The following is a 16,512-nucleotide window of genomic DNA, read 5'->3' on the forward strand; positions in this document are numbered from 1 at the left end:
TCTAACCTCGCTTTATGGACCTTGTTTAAAACGCGGATTTTCTTCATTTTTCTCTTTAGGTTCATCCTCAAAAACACTTTTCGTCGTATCTGGTTGCTTCTTATCCTGCGTTTGGTAAAACTCAAATAGTTGAGAATATATTTCCTCTGTAGCGTTTGTAATCTTGTACATTCTCTCGCCCTTATTCTTTTCAACATCTACAAACAAACCTGACCCGTCTTGAAGGATTTCGATCATAAATCCGTTATTAGGCCCATCAAAAGTATCATTATGTAACAAATAGAATTGTAGCGATTCACTATTTTGGCGTTTCTTATTAAATTTATCAAAAAACGCTTTGAATTCTGCTCCCTGTGATACTCTTTTTAATTTCAGATTTTCTATTAAATTGATGAACTTGTTCACATCTTCTTTTTTAATTGTCCGAGAACGATCTGAAGAATAATTTTTGTTAACTATAAGATTTATACTTATAAGTGAAATAGATGGCGCTTCGTCTAACAGCGAATCCATCTGTTTCATAGGAGGTCCTTGATTCTCGCATCCTATCAAAAAGATAACCACTAAAACTAAAGGTATGATGTTTGTTTTTAGCATTTAAAAAACCTCTCTAATTATGTAAATACTTGCTTCCGTCCATGATACCATAAAATTTCCATATACTTCTTATCATTTTCAAAACTAGTTAAATGCGCTTACATCAAACATTTGATAGACTTAAATATGATCAACTTTACCACACTAATATCCTAAGGAGGGTTTTCATATGATTGAACAGCTCCAAACCATAGAACAGATCCAAACTGCCCTAAATAAAGGCGAGGTCACTTCAAAAGATCTAACCATCATGTATCTTGACCGTATCGCCAAATATGATCAAGCAGGGACAACCATTAACTCAATTCTTGAAGTGAATCCAGATGCATTACATATTGCTGAAGCATTGGATGTCGAACGTCAGCGCGACGGGCGTCGTGGACCACTTCACGGTGTTCCCATTGTTATAAAAGATAATATTGATACAGCCGATAAAATGCACACAACAGCAGGGTCCATCGCTTTAGAGCATAACTATGCTGATGAGGATGCTTTTCTAGTGAAAAAGCTTCGCGAAGCTGGAGCCGTTATTTTAGGAAAGGCAAACTTAACAGAGTGGGCTAATTTTATGACGATCGGAATGCCGAATGGTTACAGTTCCCATGGAGGACAAGTACTGAATCCATATGGTCCCGGAGAATTTGATGTCGGTGGGTCCAGTTCAGGTTCAGCCGCATCTGTCGCTTGTGGTTTTGTAGCTGGTGCAATTGGCACGGAAACAAGTGGTTCAATTTTGAGCCCAGCAAGCAGCAATTCCGTTGTTGGACTAAAGCCGACAGTGGGATTAATTAGCCGAACTGGTGTTATTCCAATCGCACATAGCCAGGACACAGCTGGACCGATTACTCGTACAGTTACAGATGCCGCCATTTTATTAGGAGCGCTTGTAGGTGTGGACGAACAAGATCCAGCTACAGGTATGAGTCAGGGAAAATTCTATAAAGGCTTTACTACATTCCTTGATCCGGACGGTTTACAAGGAGCCCGTATCGGTATTGATCGGACGTATTTATCTGAGTTGAATGAAGAGGAAGTTTTCCTCGTTGAACAAGCTATGGAAGATATGAAAGCTCAAGGGGCTGAAATCATTGAGGTGAGCTTATCGAAGGAAGATCGTGACTCTAGTGTGTTATTCCATGAGTTTAAAAATGGCTTAAATGCTTATCTGGCGAAGTGTTCAGATCAAGCGCATGCGCGTACGTTATCGAAATTAATTCAGTATAACGAAAACAATGAAGAAGTCGCACTGAAGTATGGTCAAAAATTATTAACGATGTCTGAGGAGAAAAGTGGTCGCTTAAATGACCCTGAGTATATCTCAGACCGTTTAGCAGACATCGAGTACTCTCAAAAGAACGGCATTGATAAAGCTCTTGAGGAACATCAACTAGATGCTCTGTTATCGGCGAATAACTTAGGAGCAGCCATGCCAGCAATGGCGGGGTATCCTTCTATTACAGTGCCTGCAGGTTATACTGCTTCTGAAGGCAAGCCTGTTGGAGTGACATTTACGAGCACAGCTTTTGACGAGGCGAAATTGATTACGCTAGGGTATGCTTACGAGCAGACGAGAAGTGTAACGTGGCAAGCTCCGGAGTTGACGGAGTAGACTATAGGAGAGCGCGATTCTTTGGGATCGCGCTTTTTTATATGGATATAGGATCCTATATAGAATTAGCTTGGTGCTATCCGCAAGCATTGGCTCTCTATCCAAAAACATTGGCTCTCTATCCAGAATTAGTGCGGCTCTATCAAAAAACATTGGCCCTCAATCCAAAAATAACACGGCCCTATCCAAAATCAGCCCCAAACCTCACCATGACCTCTCCCAACATTTTGTGATAGGATAAGGGCAACCAATCCAACTAGAAAGGAAGACACTCATGTCCCAACAACCTCCCGTAAAAGGCAAGCTCGTTGACCAAGAAACGCGCTGCGAGCATTATCATAAACAAGAAGACATTATTGCTATAAAATTCTATTGCTGTGGTACATATTATCCTTGTTATCAATGCCACCAAGAGTGTACAGAACATGACATTGAACGCTGGCCTCAGGACCATTTTGATAAAAAGGCCATTTTATGCGGGGTATGCAAGCATGAATTAACGATTAACGAATACTTGCAATCGAGCTATACATGTCCTTATTGTCAGTCCACGTTTAATGAAGGTTGTGCAAGACACTACTCTATTTATTTCGAGGACTAGGCTCATGTTGAGGTGGGTGCCATACCCCTCTACGATCACCATTCACAGAAAAGATTTCCCCACTTTTCTCAAGGTCAGGCTGTTCCAAAATATCTGCCACAAAATTAGCAACATCTTCAGGCATCCCAACCTCCCAATAAGATGGGAGTTCCTTACCTCGTTCTTTTGCTTTTTGTTCTGCTTTTTCAATGTGAGGACGTGTCATATCTGTGAGGGCTGCTGGTGCAATGGCATTCACTTGGATGCGATCTTTTTTCAACTCAGCTGCTAGCGTCCAGGTCATCCCGACTAATCCTGCTTTCGCTGCACTATAGTTGACCTGTCCGATATTCCCTGTGAGGCCAGCCGATGAGGTCATATTGAGAAGAACGCCACCATCCCCTTGCTCACGTAGCTTTTGGATAAAAGGTAATGTGCACTGAAACGCTCCATTGACGTGAACATCCAGAACATCTTTAAAATCTTCCACACTCATTTTGTAAGACATGTGATCTCGTACATTGCCGGCATTGTTAATGAGGCATGTAACGCGGCCAAATTTCCGAACGGCTTCGTCTACTAGGCTTTGCCCTGTATCATCATCCGTAACGGAACCTGTCACGCCCGCAACACGTCCTCCTTTTGACTCTATCTCACACACGGTAGCTTCAACCGCTTCGTGCGACCGACCATTTACAACAACCGCTGCTCCTTCTGAGGCTAACGTTTTTGCGATGCTTCGGCCAATCCCTTTTGTCGAACCCGTTATGATGACGATCTCATCCTGAAGTTTTCTCATCTTGTCACCCTTTCACGACCATGGTTCCTTTTATCACCGTTTCTTCGCGTTGATTGACGCCTTTTACTTTGATCTCAGCGCTTCCTTGATCAACATCCAACAAATGCCCTTTCACAATTAATGAATCTCCTATCATGACTGGCGTTATAAAAGATACATTGTAAGAGGTTACTAGAACATTCGAGGAGAGCCATTTTGACACGAGCTTCCCCCCAAGCGCCATGGACCACATGCCGTGAGCGATCGGCCGCGCAAAACCTGCTTCTTGAGCAGCGCTTTTATCTAAGTGAATGGAGGCGTAATCTCCTGAACCTTCCGCATAGTGGGATATGTGCTCAGCCGTGATTTCTGGGATGGTTATCGGTGGAAGCTCGTCCCCCTTTTTGAAGCCCTTCATGATGCCCCCTCCTTCTTAAACAAAATCAATGTGGTGAAGACTTGAGCATGGAGCTCGTTTTGAAAATAAAGGTTCAATGTATGCTCAAGAAAAATCATCGTTCCTTTAGAGCCACTTTTTTCATAGACATCATTTAAGATGAGTTGACCCTGATAGGTATGGTTACAGATTAAAGGCTGTTGGTATTCAAAGCCTTGTTTGCCATGAATAAGAGGTTCATTCACCTTTTCCAACCAAGGGATCGAAAAATAGCGCCAAAACGTGACAGGCATAGTAACGGGAAGTGGAAGGTCTTCAAATCCTTGTTCTCTAGCCTTTTCTTCATCAAAATAAATAAGGTCTTCCTCCATAATCCCTTTTGCGAAACGTCTTACTTCATCTCTAGTGATAGTTATTGGTATCCAATCGGTTTGGGCACATTTCCACTTTTCCATCATGAGTCTGTCCCTTCAAAAAGAACGGCTAATCCTAGCCCACCGCCAATTCCGAGTGTTACTAATCCTCGTTTTAACTTCTTCGCTTTCATTTCTGCAGCTAACCGAGTCACTAATATCGCTCCTGATGCCCCATATGGATGCCCGAGTGCTAGCGCCCCGCCAGAAAGGTTCACTTTTCCAAACGGTATCGACAGACCTCGTAGTGAAGCAATCACCTGAGATGCGAAGGCTTCATTAAATTCAACTACATCCAAATCGTCCGCAGAGATGTTTTGCCTTTGAAAAAGCTTTTGCACAGCAGGTATTGGGCCGATTCCTAGATAATTAGGATCGACTCCCACACATGTAGCATCTCTAAAGGTTAACACTGGCGTTAGGCCAAGACTTTGAGCTTTTTCTTTGGACATAACAAGCACAAGCGAAGCACCGTCATTAATAGGACAAGCGTTTCCAGCCGTAACGGTACCGCCCTCTCGAAAAACAGGAGGAAGCTTCGCTAATTTTTCTTTCGATGTATTCCAGCGTACACACTCATCTTCTGTTATTGCATTTACAGGCACAATTTCTTCTGAAAACGTTCCTTGCTGAATGGCGTTCATCGCTTTTCGATGACTGTTCAACGCATACTCATCTTGCTCCTCACGAGAAATGTCGTAGTGTTCAGCAACATTTTCTGCCGCTACTCCCATGGCCGGATCGCCGATTTCATCTGGAGAAAAGCGTGCTCTAGTAAACAGTGTTGGACCTTGTGGATGGTAGAGGTTTGAGGGTTTCTCGATTTTCCATGGCGCTAAGCTTGAGCTCTCTACTCCCCCAGCTAAATAAACTTCTCCAGCTCCTGCTTGAACAGAGCGGGCAGCTATTTGTATCGCTTCTAATCCTGATCCACACTGACGATCAACAGTCACGCCTGGAATCGACATCGGAAGTCCCGCTTCAAGCGCACTTAAACGTGCCAGATTCCCTCCTGGGCCAGTTGCATTTCCAAGGATCACATCATCAATCTCTTCTGGGTCGATGTTCGTTTCTTCTATAATGTTATGAACAAGGGAACTAACAAGCCTTTCTGGTGCTACGTCTTTAAACATGCCCCCAACTTTTCCAACTGCTGTTCGTTTGGCGATTACAATTACGGCTTCGTTCACGTGAGACACTCCTTCACGATTGAATTGGTGTTAAGGTTCCGAGCATTTCTTTTACTTTTTTTCGCGCAACTTTACCACTGCTTGTGTGGGGGAGCTGATCGACCACATAGTATTCTTTCGGGCATTTATAGGAAGGTAAAAAACGCTTCCCGTGTTGATCGAGTGATTCTTTTTGGATAGGTTGATTAGCAGAGAGAACGGCTACAACTTTTTCACCCCAATACTTATCCTCTACACCAAGAACAGCGATTTCCTCAATTTGTGGTAATTCGGAAAAAATTTGCTCCACTTCCTCTGGGTAGATGTTCAAGCCACCACTTATAATCATATTGTGTTTTCGACCTATGATGGTGAGATATCCCTCTTCATCAATGGAGGCCAGGTCACCGATCGTAACCCAACCGTCTTGAAACACTTGGGCAGTTTCTTCTGGACGGTTCAAATAGCCACTGAACACCCAAAGACTTTTCACATAGAGCTCGCCGATTTCATTCGGCTTGGCTAGGCTACCATCTTGCTTTTTTACCTGAAGCTCAACATTCGGAAAAACTCGCCCGACCGTCTCTCCTTTATGCGCATGTTCATAAGGCATAAGATAGGTGACAAAGCTTAATTCCGATGCACCAAAAAACTCGATCATCTGGGCATTTGGGAAAAGCTTCGGTGCTCTCTCTTTTGATTCCTTCTTCCACTTCGCACCTGAGGAAATAATTTTTCTTAGACTTTGGACATCCTCGTCGCTCGACTGTAAGAGAGATTCGAACATCGTTGGAACGATATACAGAACTGTGATCGGGTGCTCCTTCATTTTTTGCAAAACAGCTTGAGGCGTAAAGCTTTTGCAAACGTGCAGTGTTGCGCCCATATGTAGCGCTTGAACCGCAGCGAATAGAAAATGAGAATGAACGAGAGGGCCAGGAGATAAAATATGGTCCTTGGGCTGGAGCCCGAACACATGCTGACAATCCGCGAAGCATGCAAACCACGATTGGTGTGTGCGCATGAACCCTTTTGGTGTTCCGGTTGTGCCTGATGTGTAGCCGATATAAAAGATATCCTGTTCGTTGCCGGATTGGGGTTTTGTATCTTCTGCCTTGAGTTGATTAAGCTCCTCTATCGTGATTACGAGAGAGCTTTCAGGTAGTTTTGATTGAAGGCTTTTATGAACAACGATGAGATCAGGTTTACAATCTTGGATTACCATTGAGAATTGACGACCGCTCCATTTCGGGTCAAAAGGAATCGCAATGCCCCCGCTTGCGCTAACGGCAAAGAACATTTTTAAAAAGTCGGTGCCGTTTTCAAGGAGAAGGGCTACGCGTTTACCTTTTAAGTCTGATAGTTGATTGGATAGTTGCTTTTGAAGTGTGGTGATTTGTGCGGTGAGTTCACCATATGTAATGTGTTCAGCATCACTAATGATTGCTGTTTTTTCTGGGTATTGTTGCATGATGTTTCCGATCACGGCCCGAAACCTCCTAAAGATTCTATTAAACTTCATGATAGCAAAGGGGCCAGATCATTGAAATGATCAGACCCCTTTTATGTTAAGCTGCTGCTCTTTGGTTTTTTGGTTTTTCGATGATTGGGTATGCTCGATGAACAGATTTTGCGATAAAGGACGCAAGAACGACTTTTACGAGATCTCCTGGGATATAGACTAATGCACTAACTGCTGCACCAGTCCAAGGTGTATTAGTAATAAAAGATAAATAAGTAATTCCAATTGCATAAACCAGAATGATGCCGCCGAATACTGTAAATGTGATCAGTAAGCCAATATTCAAGCGATGGTAGAATTTTTCTACAAGAAAACCAATGACAAATGCAGCGATTGGCCAGCTTAAAATATAGCCTCCAGAAGGACCGAGAAATACACCAAAACCGCCACGTCCCCCTGATAATAACGGAACTCCGAATGCTACGAGTAATACAAAAATGGTTAGGGCAAGTGCTCCTCTACGTGCGCCTAATAAAGCACCAGCTAGCATGACCCCTAGCGTCTGAGCTGTGATGGGTACTGGTGTGAATGGCGTAACGATAGGAGGCAACAAGCCCAAAGCTCCCACTATGGATGCGAATAATGCTGAGTAAATCATCGTCCGTAAAGCCACAATCTCATCTCCTACTAAAAATATTGATAGATTTAGGATAGAAGATGTTTGTGTTTATTGTCAACCTCGTTAACGGTTAGGTTAACGTTTTGTTTTAGGGAACTAGCCGATTTGCTGGAATAAAAAAATCTAGCAAACCTTTGTGGGCTTACTAGACATTGGCTTCTTCACTTTTTTGTGATACTTCGACACTAATTCCGCGCTCTTCCTCACTAATTCTGCTTACTTCCTCACTTATCTCGCTTGTTTCTTCACTTTTTTACGAGACTTCAACACTAATTCAACTTGGTTACTCACTAATTCCGCTTTCTTCCTCACTTATCTTGCGTGCTTCATCACTTTTACACGATACTTCAACACTAATTCAACTTGGTTACTCACTAATTCCGCTTTCTTCCTCACTTATCTTGCGTGCTTCATCACTTTTACACGATACTTCAACACTAATTCTACTTCCTTCTTCACTAATCCCGCGCGCTTCCTCACTTTTCACCAGTACTCCCCCCACACCCATCACAAAATCTGCGACAAAAACGCCTTCGTCCGCTCGTGTTTCGGATTTTCAAATACTTCATTCGGCTCGCCCATCTCAACAATCTCACCGTAATCAAACAACACGATTCGATCCGCCACTTCACGGGCAAAGCTCATCTCGTGTGTGACGACAACCATAGTCATACCTGAACGCGCCAAGGTTTTCATAACATCTAAAACCTCTTTAATCATTTCCGGATCCAGGGCTGATGTTGGCTCATCAAACAGCATGATCTTCGGCTGCATGGCTAGTGCACGAGCGATGGCCACACGTTGTTGTTGGCCACCAGAGAGTTGACCTGGATACTTGTGTGCTTGCTCTGGTATCCCAACTCGCTCCAACAACTCAAAAGCAATTTTCTCAGCCTTATCTTTTTTCCATTTTCTCACCCAAATTGGCGCGAGCATAACGTTTCTCAAAATCGTCATATGTGGGAAAAGGTTAAACTGCTGGAATACCATGCCCGTTTCTTTTCGTATTGCTTCAATGTTCGCCACATCATTGGACAAGTTAATGCCATCGATATGGATTTCGCCTTTTTGGAATTCCTCCAAGGCATTGAGTGTGCGGATGAACGTAGATTTCCCTGACCCTGATGGACCCAGCACCACGACCACTTCACCCTGTTTTACATTGAGATCGACATCTTTTAATACATGAAGATTTCCGAACCATTTATTTAAGCCTATTACTTCAATCATGTCCTCTCTCCCTTGAAGAGGCTTTGCTTCATCTTGCATGCTCATGTGTTCCTCCCCCTTTACTTATCGTTCTCCGACTCCAAGTGATCGCTCCAGACGGCGACTCACATAGGACATCAGGTAACAGATCATGAAAAATACGAATGCAACAAACACAAAGGACTCCATCTGGGTACCTAAAAATTGTGGATTAGCGATGATTTTTTTCGCCATTCCTAGCAAGTCGATGAGTCCAACAATAGAAACCAAAACGGTATCTTTGAAAATGGAGATAAATTGACCGACCATTGCTGGGATCACAGCCTTCAACGCCTGAGGCATAATCACAAAGGTCATCATCTTCGCCTTATTAAGTCCCAAAGCTTGAGCCGCTTCATACTGCCCTCTCGGCAATGACTGCAGTCCTCCGCGTACATTTTCTGCAAGATAGGCAGCGTTAAATAACGTAAATCCGATCATCGCTCGCAACACCTTGTCTAACTCAATCGTATCCCCTAAAAATAACGGCAGCATGAGCTGTGCCACAAACAAAACCGTAATAAGCGGTATCCCGCGAATAAGCTCAATATAGATAATGCTGAACCACTTAATAATAGGCAGATTACTTCGTCTTCCTAACGCTAGAAGAATCCCAATGGGGAAGGATGCAATGATCGAGATAATCGCAATTAAACAGGTAAGCAGGAAGCCTCCCCAGAAGTTTGTACTGACTTCATTTAGTAAGCCAAACCCTTCTATAAAAAACATCCCGATTGGTACTAGCAAAAACCACCCGACTAACACCGGCTTTTTGAGCTTTTCAGATTGTTTGCCTATCGCAAATCCAAGGACTAATAACCCAATGTTCGCCGCCAACCAAATACGCGAGCCTACTGCAATAAACGGAACGACCATGGTAATCGCCATGACCACCCCAAGAAAGATCGATACATGTCCCATCGTCCCTTTCCAGACACCCCACGATATACCTACCAGTGCTGTAAAAATGGAAAGGGCTGTCCAAACGCGCCACAGTTCTTCATCAGGATATTGCCCCACCATAAGTAGTTTAAAGTTCTCTGATACCACGCTCCACTCTGCTGTGAAAAACACCCAGGTAAAGGTACCTTTTACGACATAGATGGTGATAACAGTAAAAATAATTGTAAGGAGCGTGTTCCACCAGTTGCTGAACAAATTTTGCTTAAGCCAGCCAGGAACGCCGATGCTTGATTTGGGAGGGGCCATTTCGTTTTTGGTAGTTGTTTCATTATTATTCATTTTGGTCACCTCTCAACAATTTGACTGCGCTTATTGAATTGATTCATAAAAAATGAGGTTAACAAACTAAATGTTAAATAGACTAAAATCATAATTGTGACAGACTCGATCGCTTTTCCAGTCTGGTTGTTAATCGTTTCTCCAACACTAACTACCTCTTGATACCCCACAGCAATAGCAAGACTCGAGTTTTTAATCAGGTTTAAATATTGGCTTGTTACAGGAGGGATAATAACGCGGATTGCCTGCGGAAAAATCACCAGACGCATCGTTGTGGATGGCTTTAACCCTAGAGCTTTTGCCGCTTCCACCTGACCTTTTTGCACACTTTGAATCCCACCGCGCACAATCTCCCCAATATAAGTGGACGTATAAATCACAAGACCTAATAAAATTGCTAAAAACTCTGGAGAAAGTCGTAAACCGCCCATGAAGCTTCTCCCTTCAACAGTTGGAAGTGTGATGTTAAATGGAGCTTGAAAGGTTGCTAGGAAAGCTATTACAAGAGAGAGAATGACAACACCAATCGCCCATACTCCAGGTCTTTTGTTTTCCCCCGTTTCGATTTGCTTCTTTAATCGCAGCTTCCACACGATGACCGACGCAATTACGCCCACAGCAAACAACAGGACCCACACCAACGTTCCTGATGTCGCTTGAAACCAAGGAATCGCTGAGCCCCTGTTACTAAAATAGGAGAATAAAAATCGTGTACTCTCTTCAATTCTTGGCAAAGGCAGAAAGACGGCAAAATACCAAATAGAAATCTGAACTAAAAGAGGCGTGTTCCGAAAAATCTCAACATAGATTGACGCTGTTTTATTCACTAACCAGTTGTTTGAAAGCCTTGAAATACCGACTACTAAACCAATTAAACTGGCAATAATAATCCCGAAAAATGAAACCCGTAATGTATTCAGAACCCCTACAAGAAAGGCTGTCCCATAGGAACTCTCTGGCGTGTAATCAATTAAACTTTCTGAAATCCCAAATGAAGCCGATGATTTCAGGAAATCGAATCCTAATGAAATCCCCATTTGCCTCAACCCATCAAGCGCATTGGAAAATAAAAAAAGTAAACTGATCGCGATGATGACCGCAAAAATCCCCTGCGCTAAAAATGGGATGACTTTTTTGTTCCGCCAAAAAGGTGTGGGGACATCTGCTATATCCTTTTTCATGCTTTCGTCCACCCCGCTGAACGTATTTTGTAAAAAAGACCTGCCACATGAGCAGGCCTTTTTATGCCAAAGCTTTATCGTAGTGGTGGTGAGTACATTAAGCCACCCTCTGTGTAAAGACCATTCAATCCGCGCTCTAAGCCGAATTTTGTATCAGGCCCAAGGTTACGCTCAAAAATCTCTCCATAGTTACCGACTTGTTTGATAACCTGATACCCAAAGTCATCGCTTAATCCTAACTGTGAACCAAGGTCTCCATCTGTACCAAGAAGACGCTGAACGACTGGGTCGCTACTGTCTTTGAACTCATCGACATTTTCAGACGTAATGCCTAACTCTTCTGCTTGAATCGTTGCGTTTACAACCCACTTCACAACGTCAAACCATTTATCATCGCCACCGATCACGGCTGGAGCTAACGGTTCTTTTGATAATGTGTCATCCAAAATCACGTGTGCAGAAGGATCCTTCATAATCGCTTTACGAGCGACAAGTCCAGATTTATCCGTTGTATAAGCATCAACACTTCCACTCTCATATGCGGCAACTGCTGCGTCCTGACTGTCATACACAACCGCTTCGTAATTAATCCCATGCTTTCTCATCTGGTCAGCTAAGTTCAGCTCTGTCGTCGTTCCAGACTCAACGGAGATGCGCGCTCCTTCAAGATCTTCAATGGACGTGATGCCACTGTCTTTTGGAACGATGATCCCCTGCCCGTCATAGAACGTAACAGGCGCAAAATTCAATCCAACGCTTGTATCACGTGTGAGCGTCCAGGTGGTATTACGCGTTAACACATCCACCTCACCCGTCTGAACAGCAGTGAAACGCTCTTTAGAGGAAAGCGGACGATATTCAACCTTTGAGGCATCCCCTAGTACCGCAGCCGCAATCGCTCGGGCAAAATCTGCATCAAAACCAGAGTAATTTCCTTCTGAGTCTAAGTAACTGAATCCAGGTAGCTCCCCGTTTACACCTGCTATGAGCAAGTCCCTATCTTTAACGGTATCAAGAAGAGACGTTTCCTCAGCACTTTCCTCGTTATTACATCCCATCAACATGACCGACAACGACAAAATCACAACCAAAAACCCAAACCACTTACGTTTCATGTAACTCCCCCTCAAAAATATATTGATAAATTTGATTAAACCCTGTGATGATTTCCTCGTTTCTATTAAAAGAGTGACGAGTTGTTTTCTAGCTAGTCTATTGTATTAGGATAATTGTTGTAATATTCAAAATAATTTAAGGTTTGTTGGTAAATATACTGGCACGTCAATTGAATGTATTGGAGGTTACGGACATTTATTCCGTTATTTTAAAATATTTTGGGGTGCGAAGGGGCCGAGCGGACATTTGTTCCGCTATTTCTTACTCTAGGTGTAAATGAGGCATGATTTTGAGCAAATAACGGAATAGATGTCCTTTTCCAAAAAAAAACTGCCTCATAGACCGTAGTCTATAAGACAGTTTTCAAGGTATCTATTCTTCTTTTATTTTCACTAAATGGTCGCCTTGCAATTCATAAATCGTTTGCCCCTTTTCCTCCCTGTAAACGAGAAAACGATTTGGTTTATCAAATGTAACTGAAGTAGCAGCATCTAGTTGGTCATTTAAATGGGCTACTTGTAATGAATCTTGTTCATAGCTATAGATTTTTGTTTCTTTAGGTGCCCCTGGAGCAGAAATGATCTCTTTTTGACCATCTCCATTTATGTCCAATTCTTGCACTTTGGCTTCAATGGATAGAATCTCATAGGGTTGCCGGTTCTCGATTTTGTAATAAGTGGTGATCGGAGAATCCGAGCCCATTACACCATCGACTCGATATGACCCCTCACCAAATAATGTCTCGTGTTTGATATCATTATGCAGCCGACCTAGTTTCATAGAAACCTGCCCCAATGGATACCTCTTATCAGCAATGTAAAATGCCCCAAAAACTTTATCCGTACCCTGATCATACAGGTAGATTTTTTCATTGTCTGATTCTCTCCATAAAGTAACAATCCCACTCACTGCCGCATCTTTACTTTCAAGAGCTTTCTTCTCCAACTCAACCTTTTCCCAATTCACTTTTTGTCCTGGAGTGTATAGAAAGGTGTTATATAGAACAGTACCAGCACTAATGACAACAAGTGCTATTAAGATATAAACAATAGATTTCCTCATATGACGAACCTACCTTGGTAAAATTTTGTATATCTAGCATACATGAATTCCACCAATTCTTGAAGTGCCTGACCCCCACCGCTTTAACTCACTACCGCGGTGGGGGTCAGGCACTTGCATTAGCCCTATTTTGATTAGATATCTTTAGTTCATTAGCCTTCTAACTCCATCTCCAAAAATTCCTTCGTATTAGGCCCATAGATACCATCGTTTACTAAATCTGCGTATCTTGATTGAAAAGTTCTCACGGCCTCTTCTGTCAAAGGTCCGTATATTCCATCAATTAATTCAAGGGATACCCCAACCGCTTTGATAGCACGTTGGACTTGTTTGACTTTTGGTCCAGTATCACCTCGTTGAATGATCCCATCTGGAAGTGGGAAGTCGTTTATAGGTTTACTTGAACCTACTACTTCTTTCAATTTATTTAGTGTATTTTCTCCTACCAATCCATCGTCTCGTAATCTATAGGTTCTTTGAAATTTCTTTACAGCTTTTTGCGTTTCCTGACCGTATATTCCGTCTGCACCATATCGAGGAAGGGTGAACCCAGCTTCAATTAAATCTTGTTGAACCTCTTTTACAAAATCTCCTTCATCTCCAATTTCTAAAGGAAGTTCAATTGAAACACCCTTTACAACAGGTTCTGGCATATCCTCTTTTTCAAAATATTTTCGATAAGCGTTTGAAACATCCTGGATAAACTCACTCCATGAAATTCCGTAACGGTTCAGCGCATTTTGTGGATCCGTCCTTCGGGAGGGATCAAGGGTACTATGAGCGACTATATCTTCATTTGGATCCAAGTTAAATTTGTCAGCTAAATAAGCGTGATACCAAACATAGCGGTCATACGCCTCCTGGAAATCAATCTTTCCACCCCAAGCTAACTCGACAGCTATAGCTGCATCATTCGCATCAGCTCCATACCGCCTATTATCTGTATCCACTTCATAACGCACATGCCACGCTTTCTCGTCTAAAGGAATAATTTCAAGAATGTTTTTGTCATCTATAAACGTATGAGCAGATGCAGTCGGATCTACATTTTCAAAGTAATTTCGATTCGCATAAGCAGATGCCCCAGCATTCGCTGTGTCATGACTCACAATAAATTGCACAGGGTTTAACGATTCCCCTGGCCTCGCATTTCCTTGACTAATATAATCTCTAGTGATTTCGTATTTCATAATTCACCTCTATTCAAAAGTCAGGTTCTTTATAAAAATATGTAACCTCTTAACAGATTGTTCTAGAGCGTATTTATCAATTTAAGTAGTCATCCAGCCTTTCGCATAGGTACGCTTTCCTGAATCAGACGCCCTTAAAAAAGTGCCTGACCCCCACCGCTTTAACGCGATACCGCAGTGGGGGTCAGGCACTATAGGCGGTGAAAATTGATTGTGATATCTTATTTTTTGTATACTGACTTTACATATCCTTTTACGATTTAGGTGACATAATGCTTTCAGAACTTACACAGGCAAACGAAATGATTTTATTAATTGCTATTCTATTTATCACAAGTGTTTTAGTTACGAAATTCTCCACTCGACTTGGTGTCCCTTCTCTTGTTTTATTTATTGGTGTTGGTATGCTCGTCGGTAGTGATGTTCTCAATTTGATTTATTTTGATAATGCAAGAGTTGCTCAAACAGTAGGGACGTTTGCACTTGTGGTTATTCTTTTCGAAGGTGGTCTCGAAACTAAATGGGGGACGATTCGAAAAGTGGCCACCCCTGCTCTCCTGTTAGCCACAATAGGGGTTGTATTAACTGCTGGTATCGTTGGTGTAGCATCAAAATTGATTTTTGATATTTCATGGATTGAGGCGTTTTTATTTGGTTCAATCGTTGGTTCGACTGATGCGGCGGCAGTATTTGCTGTTTTGCGTGGCAAAAACGTTAAAAACAACATTGAAGCAACTTTAGAAGCAGAATCAGGCAGTAATGATCCTATGGCTGTGTTTTTGACGCTTTTATTTATTCAATTATTAGAACTAGCTAACCCAAATTATGTTTTATTGCTTGGATCATTCTTTTGGCAAATGGGCGTCGGTTTAGCAATAGGACTGATCATTGGAAAATTAGGAAGTCTATCTATCAATCGTATCAACTTAGATTCTAGTGGACTCTATCCCATTTTCGCTCTTTCTTTCGCATTACTTACATATGGGATCAGTTCGTTAGTCCATGCAAGTGGATTATTGGCTGTTTACACTGCTGCACTTGTTATGGGGAATTCTGAGCTTACCTATCGTCACTCTATTCTTCGCTTTAACGAAGGATTCACCTGGATGATGCAAATTACCATGTTCGTTATTCTTGGACTGTTTGTGTTCCCATCTCAGGTTTTTACACTTGATGTCGTGCTTGAAGGTTTACTTCTGTCCTTTATATTAATTATCATTGCACGTCCTGCAGCAGTTTTTATATCACTAGCTTTTCATAAATTCACTGGGAAGGAAAAAATATTTCTTTCTTGGGCGGGATTACGTGGAGCTGTGCCGATCGTTCTTGCTATTTACCCTATGATGGCAGGTTTAGAAAATAGCCAGTTAATATTTAATGTTGTCTTTTTCGTTGTATTAACATCAACTCTTCTACAAGGTTCTACGATTACGTCTTTGGCTAAAAAATTTAATTTGGCTGGAGAGTCGAGAACAAACCCTCTCCATTCTCTTGAGTTAATTTCTATCGGGAAAGCGAGAGTAGAAATGGTGGAGTTTGAAGTAAATGAAAACAATCCACTCATTGGAAAAACATTAGAGTCTATTGAATTTCCTGATTACACCTTAATCAATGCCATTATTCGGGACGGGGACATCTTAACCCCTTATGGACAAACACAAATTAAAAATGGCGACATTCTTTACATTATGGTAGCTAAAAAGAACAAGAAAGCCCTGCAAAAATTGTTGGCTACAGAAAATGAAAATGTTCAACCACTTACCTAAAAGTGCCTGACCCCCACTGCTTT

Annotated in this window: 16 protein-coding genes and 1 pseudogene; 3 read left to right on the forward strand and 14 right to left on the reverse strand. The window is 42.2% G+C overall.

Translation table 11 applies throughout. The features are described 5' to 3' along the window. Nucleotides 1–12: 12 nt before the first annotated feature. A complete protein-coding gene (locus H514_RS0116585; protein ID WP_027447970.1) occupies nt 13–597 on the reverse strand; it encodes a hypothetical protein in 585 nt (194 codons plus the stop codon). Between the two features lie 169 nt (nt 598–766). On the opposite strand from H514_RS0116585, the gene H514_RS0116590 reads away from it, so the two are divergent. Both H514_RS0116590 and H514_RS24425 read left to right on the forward strand, forming a co-directional pair. Beyond that, nucleotides 767–2,206 (forward strand): amidase family protein, encoded by a 1,440-nt coding sequence (locus tag H514_RS0116590; RefSeq protein WP_027447971.1) that lies wholly within the window; start codon nt 767–769, stop codon nt 2,204–2,206. A 274-nt stretch (nt 2,207–2,480) separates the two neighbouring features. Next, nucleotides 2,481–2,807 carry a CHY zinc finger protein gene (locus tag H514_RS24425; protein ID WP_081673066.1) on the forward strand — a complete coding sequence of 109 codons (327 nt, stop codon included), beginning with the start codon at nt 2,481–2,483 and terminating at the stop codon, nt 2,805–2,807. On the opposite strand, the gene H514_RS23320 is transcribed toward H514_RS24425, so the two are convergent. From H514_RS23320 to H514_RS25235, 13 genes and pseudogenes are all read right to left on the reverse strand, one after another. Further along, nucleotides 2,788–3,585 carry an SDR family NAD(P)-dependent oxidoreductase gene (locus H514_RS23320; RefSeq protein WP_051255186.1) on the reverse strand — a complete coding sequence of 266 codons (798 nt, stop codon included), beginning with the start codon at nt 3,583–3,585 and terminating at the stop codon, nt 2,788–2,790. The genes H514_RS24425 and H514_RS23320 overlap by 20 nt on opposite strands. 4 nt (nt 3,586–3,589) lie before the next feature. Beyond that, nucleotides 3,590–3,982 carry a MaoC family dehydratase gene (locus H514_RS24050; protein WP_051255187.1) on the reverse strand — a complete coding sequence of 131 codons (393 nt, stop codon included), beginning with the start codon at nt 3,980–3,982 and terminating at the stop codon, nt 3,590–3,592. After that, nucleotides 3,979–4,419 (reverse strand): FAS1-like dehydratase domain-containing protein, encoded by a 441-nt coding sequence (locus tag H514_RS24055; protein WP_051255188.1) that lies wholly within the window; start codon nt 4,417–4,419, stop codon nt 3,979–3,981. The genes H514_RS24050 and H514_RS24055 overlap by 4 nt, the downstream gene beginning before the upstream one ends. After that, nucleotides 4,416–5,564, reverse strand: coding sequence for a thiolase family protein (locus H514_RS0116610; protein WP_051255189.1), 1,149 nt, complete (start codon nt 5,562–5,564; stop codon nt 4,416–4,418). The genes H514_RS24055 and H514_RS0116610 overlap by 4 nt, the downstream gene beginning before the upstream one ends. A gap of 13 nt (nt 5,565–5,577) precedes the next feature. Then, entirely contained in the window at nt 5,578–7,029 is a 1,452-nt protein-coding gene (locus tag H514_RS23335) for an AMP-binding protein (protein WP_051255190.1), read from the reverse strand. 82 nt (nt 7,030–7,111) lie between these two features. Next, nucleotides 7,112–7,678, reverse strand: a complete 567-nt coding sequence (locus H514_RS0116620; protein WP_027447973.1) for a biotin transporter BioY — start codon at nt 7,676–7,678, stop codon at nt 7,112–7,114. A 513-nt stretch (nt 7,679–8,191) separates the two neighbouring features. Further along, nucleotides 8,192–8,914, reverse strand: a complete 723-nt coding sequence (locus H514_RS0116630) for an amino acid ABC transporter ATP-binding protein (RefSeq protein ID WP_169449777.1) — start codon at nt 8,912–8,914, stop codon at nt 8,192–8,194. Nucleotides 8,915–8,977: 63 nt separating this feature from the next. After that, nucleotides 8,978–10,174, reverse strand: a complete 1,197-nt coding sequence (locus H514_RS0116635) for an amino acid ABC transporter permease (RefSeq protein ID WP_027447975.1) — start codon at nt 10,172–10,174, stop codon at nt 8,978–8,980. A gap of 5 nt (nt 10,175–10,179) precedes the next feature. Continuing rightward, nucleotides 10,180–11,355: an amino acid ABC transporter permease gene (locus H514_RS0116640; RefSeq protein WP_027447976.1), complete on the reverse strand. Its 1,176-nt coding sequence runs from the start codon at nt 11,353–11,355 to the stop codon at nt 10,180–10,182. 74 nt (nt 11,356–11,429) lie between these two features. Continuing rightward, nucleotides 11,430–12,470, reverse strand: coding sequence for an amino acid ABC transporter substrate-binding protein (locus H514_RS0116645; protein ID WP_027447977.1), 1,041 nt, complete (start codon nt 12,468–12,470; stop codon nt 11,430–11,432). Nucleotides 12,471–12,843: 373 nt separating this feature from the next. Beyond that, nucleotides 12,844–13,533: a hypothetical protein gene (locus H514_RS0116650; RefSeq protein ID WP_027447978.1), complete on the reverse strand. Its 690-nt coding sequence runs from the start codon at nt 13,531–13,533 to the stop codon at nt 12,844–12,846. Between the two features lie 152 nt (nt 13,534–13,685). Next, nucleotides 13,686–14,186 (reverse strand): peptidoglycan-binding domain-containing protein, encoded by a 501-nt coding sequence (locus tag H514_RS25230; RefSeq protein WP_231566579.1) that lies wholly within the window; start codon nt 14,184–14,186, stop codon nt 13,686–13,688. Nucleotides 14,187–14,210: 24 nt separating this feature from the next. Continuing rightward, a pseudogene (locus H514_RS25235) lies at nt 14,211–14,723 on the reverse strand (peptidoglycan recognition protein family protein); the annotation flags it as partial. A 272-nt stretch (nt 14,724–14,995) separates the two neighbouring features. Here H514_RS25235 and H514_RS0116660 point away from each other — a divergent pair. Beyond that, nucleotides 14,996–16,489: a potassium/proton antiporter gene (locus H514_RS0116660; protein WP_027447980.1), complete on the forward strand. Its 1,494-nt coding sequence runs from the start codon at nt 14,996–14,998 to the stop codon at nt 16,487–16,489. Nucleotides 16,490–16,512 lie beyond the last annotated feature (23 nt).

The organism is Pontibacillus marinus BH030004 = DSM 16465 (assembly GCF_000425225.1).
GTDB lineage: Bacteria > Bacillota > Bacilli > Bacillales > BH030062 > Pontibacillus > Pontibacillus marinus.

Bases quoted from the DNA above. Each gene is read 5' to 3' on its own strand.
- H514_RS0116650 (WP_027447978.1), bottom strand. From the start codon at position 13,533: ATGAGGAAATCTATTGTTTATATCTTAATAGCACTTGTTGTCATTAGT.
- H514_RS24050 (WP_051255187.1), bottom strand. From the start codon at position 3,982: ATGAAGGGCTTCAAAAAGGGGGACGAGCTTCCACCGATAACCATCCCA.
- H514_RS0116630 (WP_169449777.1), bottom strand. From the start codon at position 8,914: ATGATTGAAGTAATAGGCTTAAATAAATGGTTCGGAAATCTTCATGTA.
- H514_RS0116635 (WP_027447975.1), bottom strand. From the start codon at position 10,174: ATGAATAATAATGAAACAACTACCAAAAACGAAATGGCCCCTCCCAAA.
- H514_RS24425 (WP_081673066.1), top strand. From the start codon at position 2,481: ATGTCCCAACAACCTCCCGTAAAAGGCAAGCTCGTTGACCAAGAAACG.
- H514_RS0116585 (WP_027447970.1), bottom strand. From the start codon at position 597: ATGCTAAAAACAAACATCATACCTTTAGTTTTAGTGGTTATCTTTTTG.
- H514_RS0116590 (WP_027447971.1), top strand. From the start codon at position 767: ATGATTGAACAGCTCCAAACCATAGAACAGATCCAAACTGCCCTAAAT.
- H514_RS24055 (WP_051255188.1), bottom strand. From the start codon at position 4,419: ATGATGGAAAAGTGGAAATGTGCCCAAACCGATTGGATACCAATAACT.
- H514_RS23320 (WP_051255186.1), bottom strand. From the start codon at position 3,585: ATGAGAAAACTTCAGGATGAGATCGTCATCATAACGGGTTCGACAAAA.
- H514_RS25230 (WP_231566579.1), bottom strand. From the start codon at position 14,186: ATGCCAGAACCTGTTGTAAAGGGTGTTTCAATTGAACTTCCTTTAGAA.
- H514_RS0116640 (WP_027447976.1), bottom strand. From the start codon at position 11,355: ATGAAAAAGGATATAGCAGATGTCCCCACACCTTTTTGGCGGAACAAA.
- H514_RS0116660 (WP_027447980.1), top strand. From the start codon at position 14,996: ATGCTTTCAGAACTTACACAGGCAAACGAAATGATTTTATTAATTGCT.
- H514_RS0116645 (WP_027447977.1), bottom strand. From the start codon at position 12,470: ATGAAACGTAAGTGGTTTGGGTTTTTGGTTGTGATTTTGTCGTTGTCG.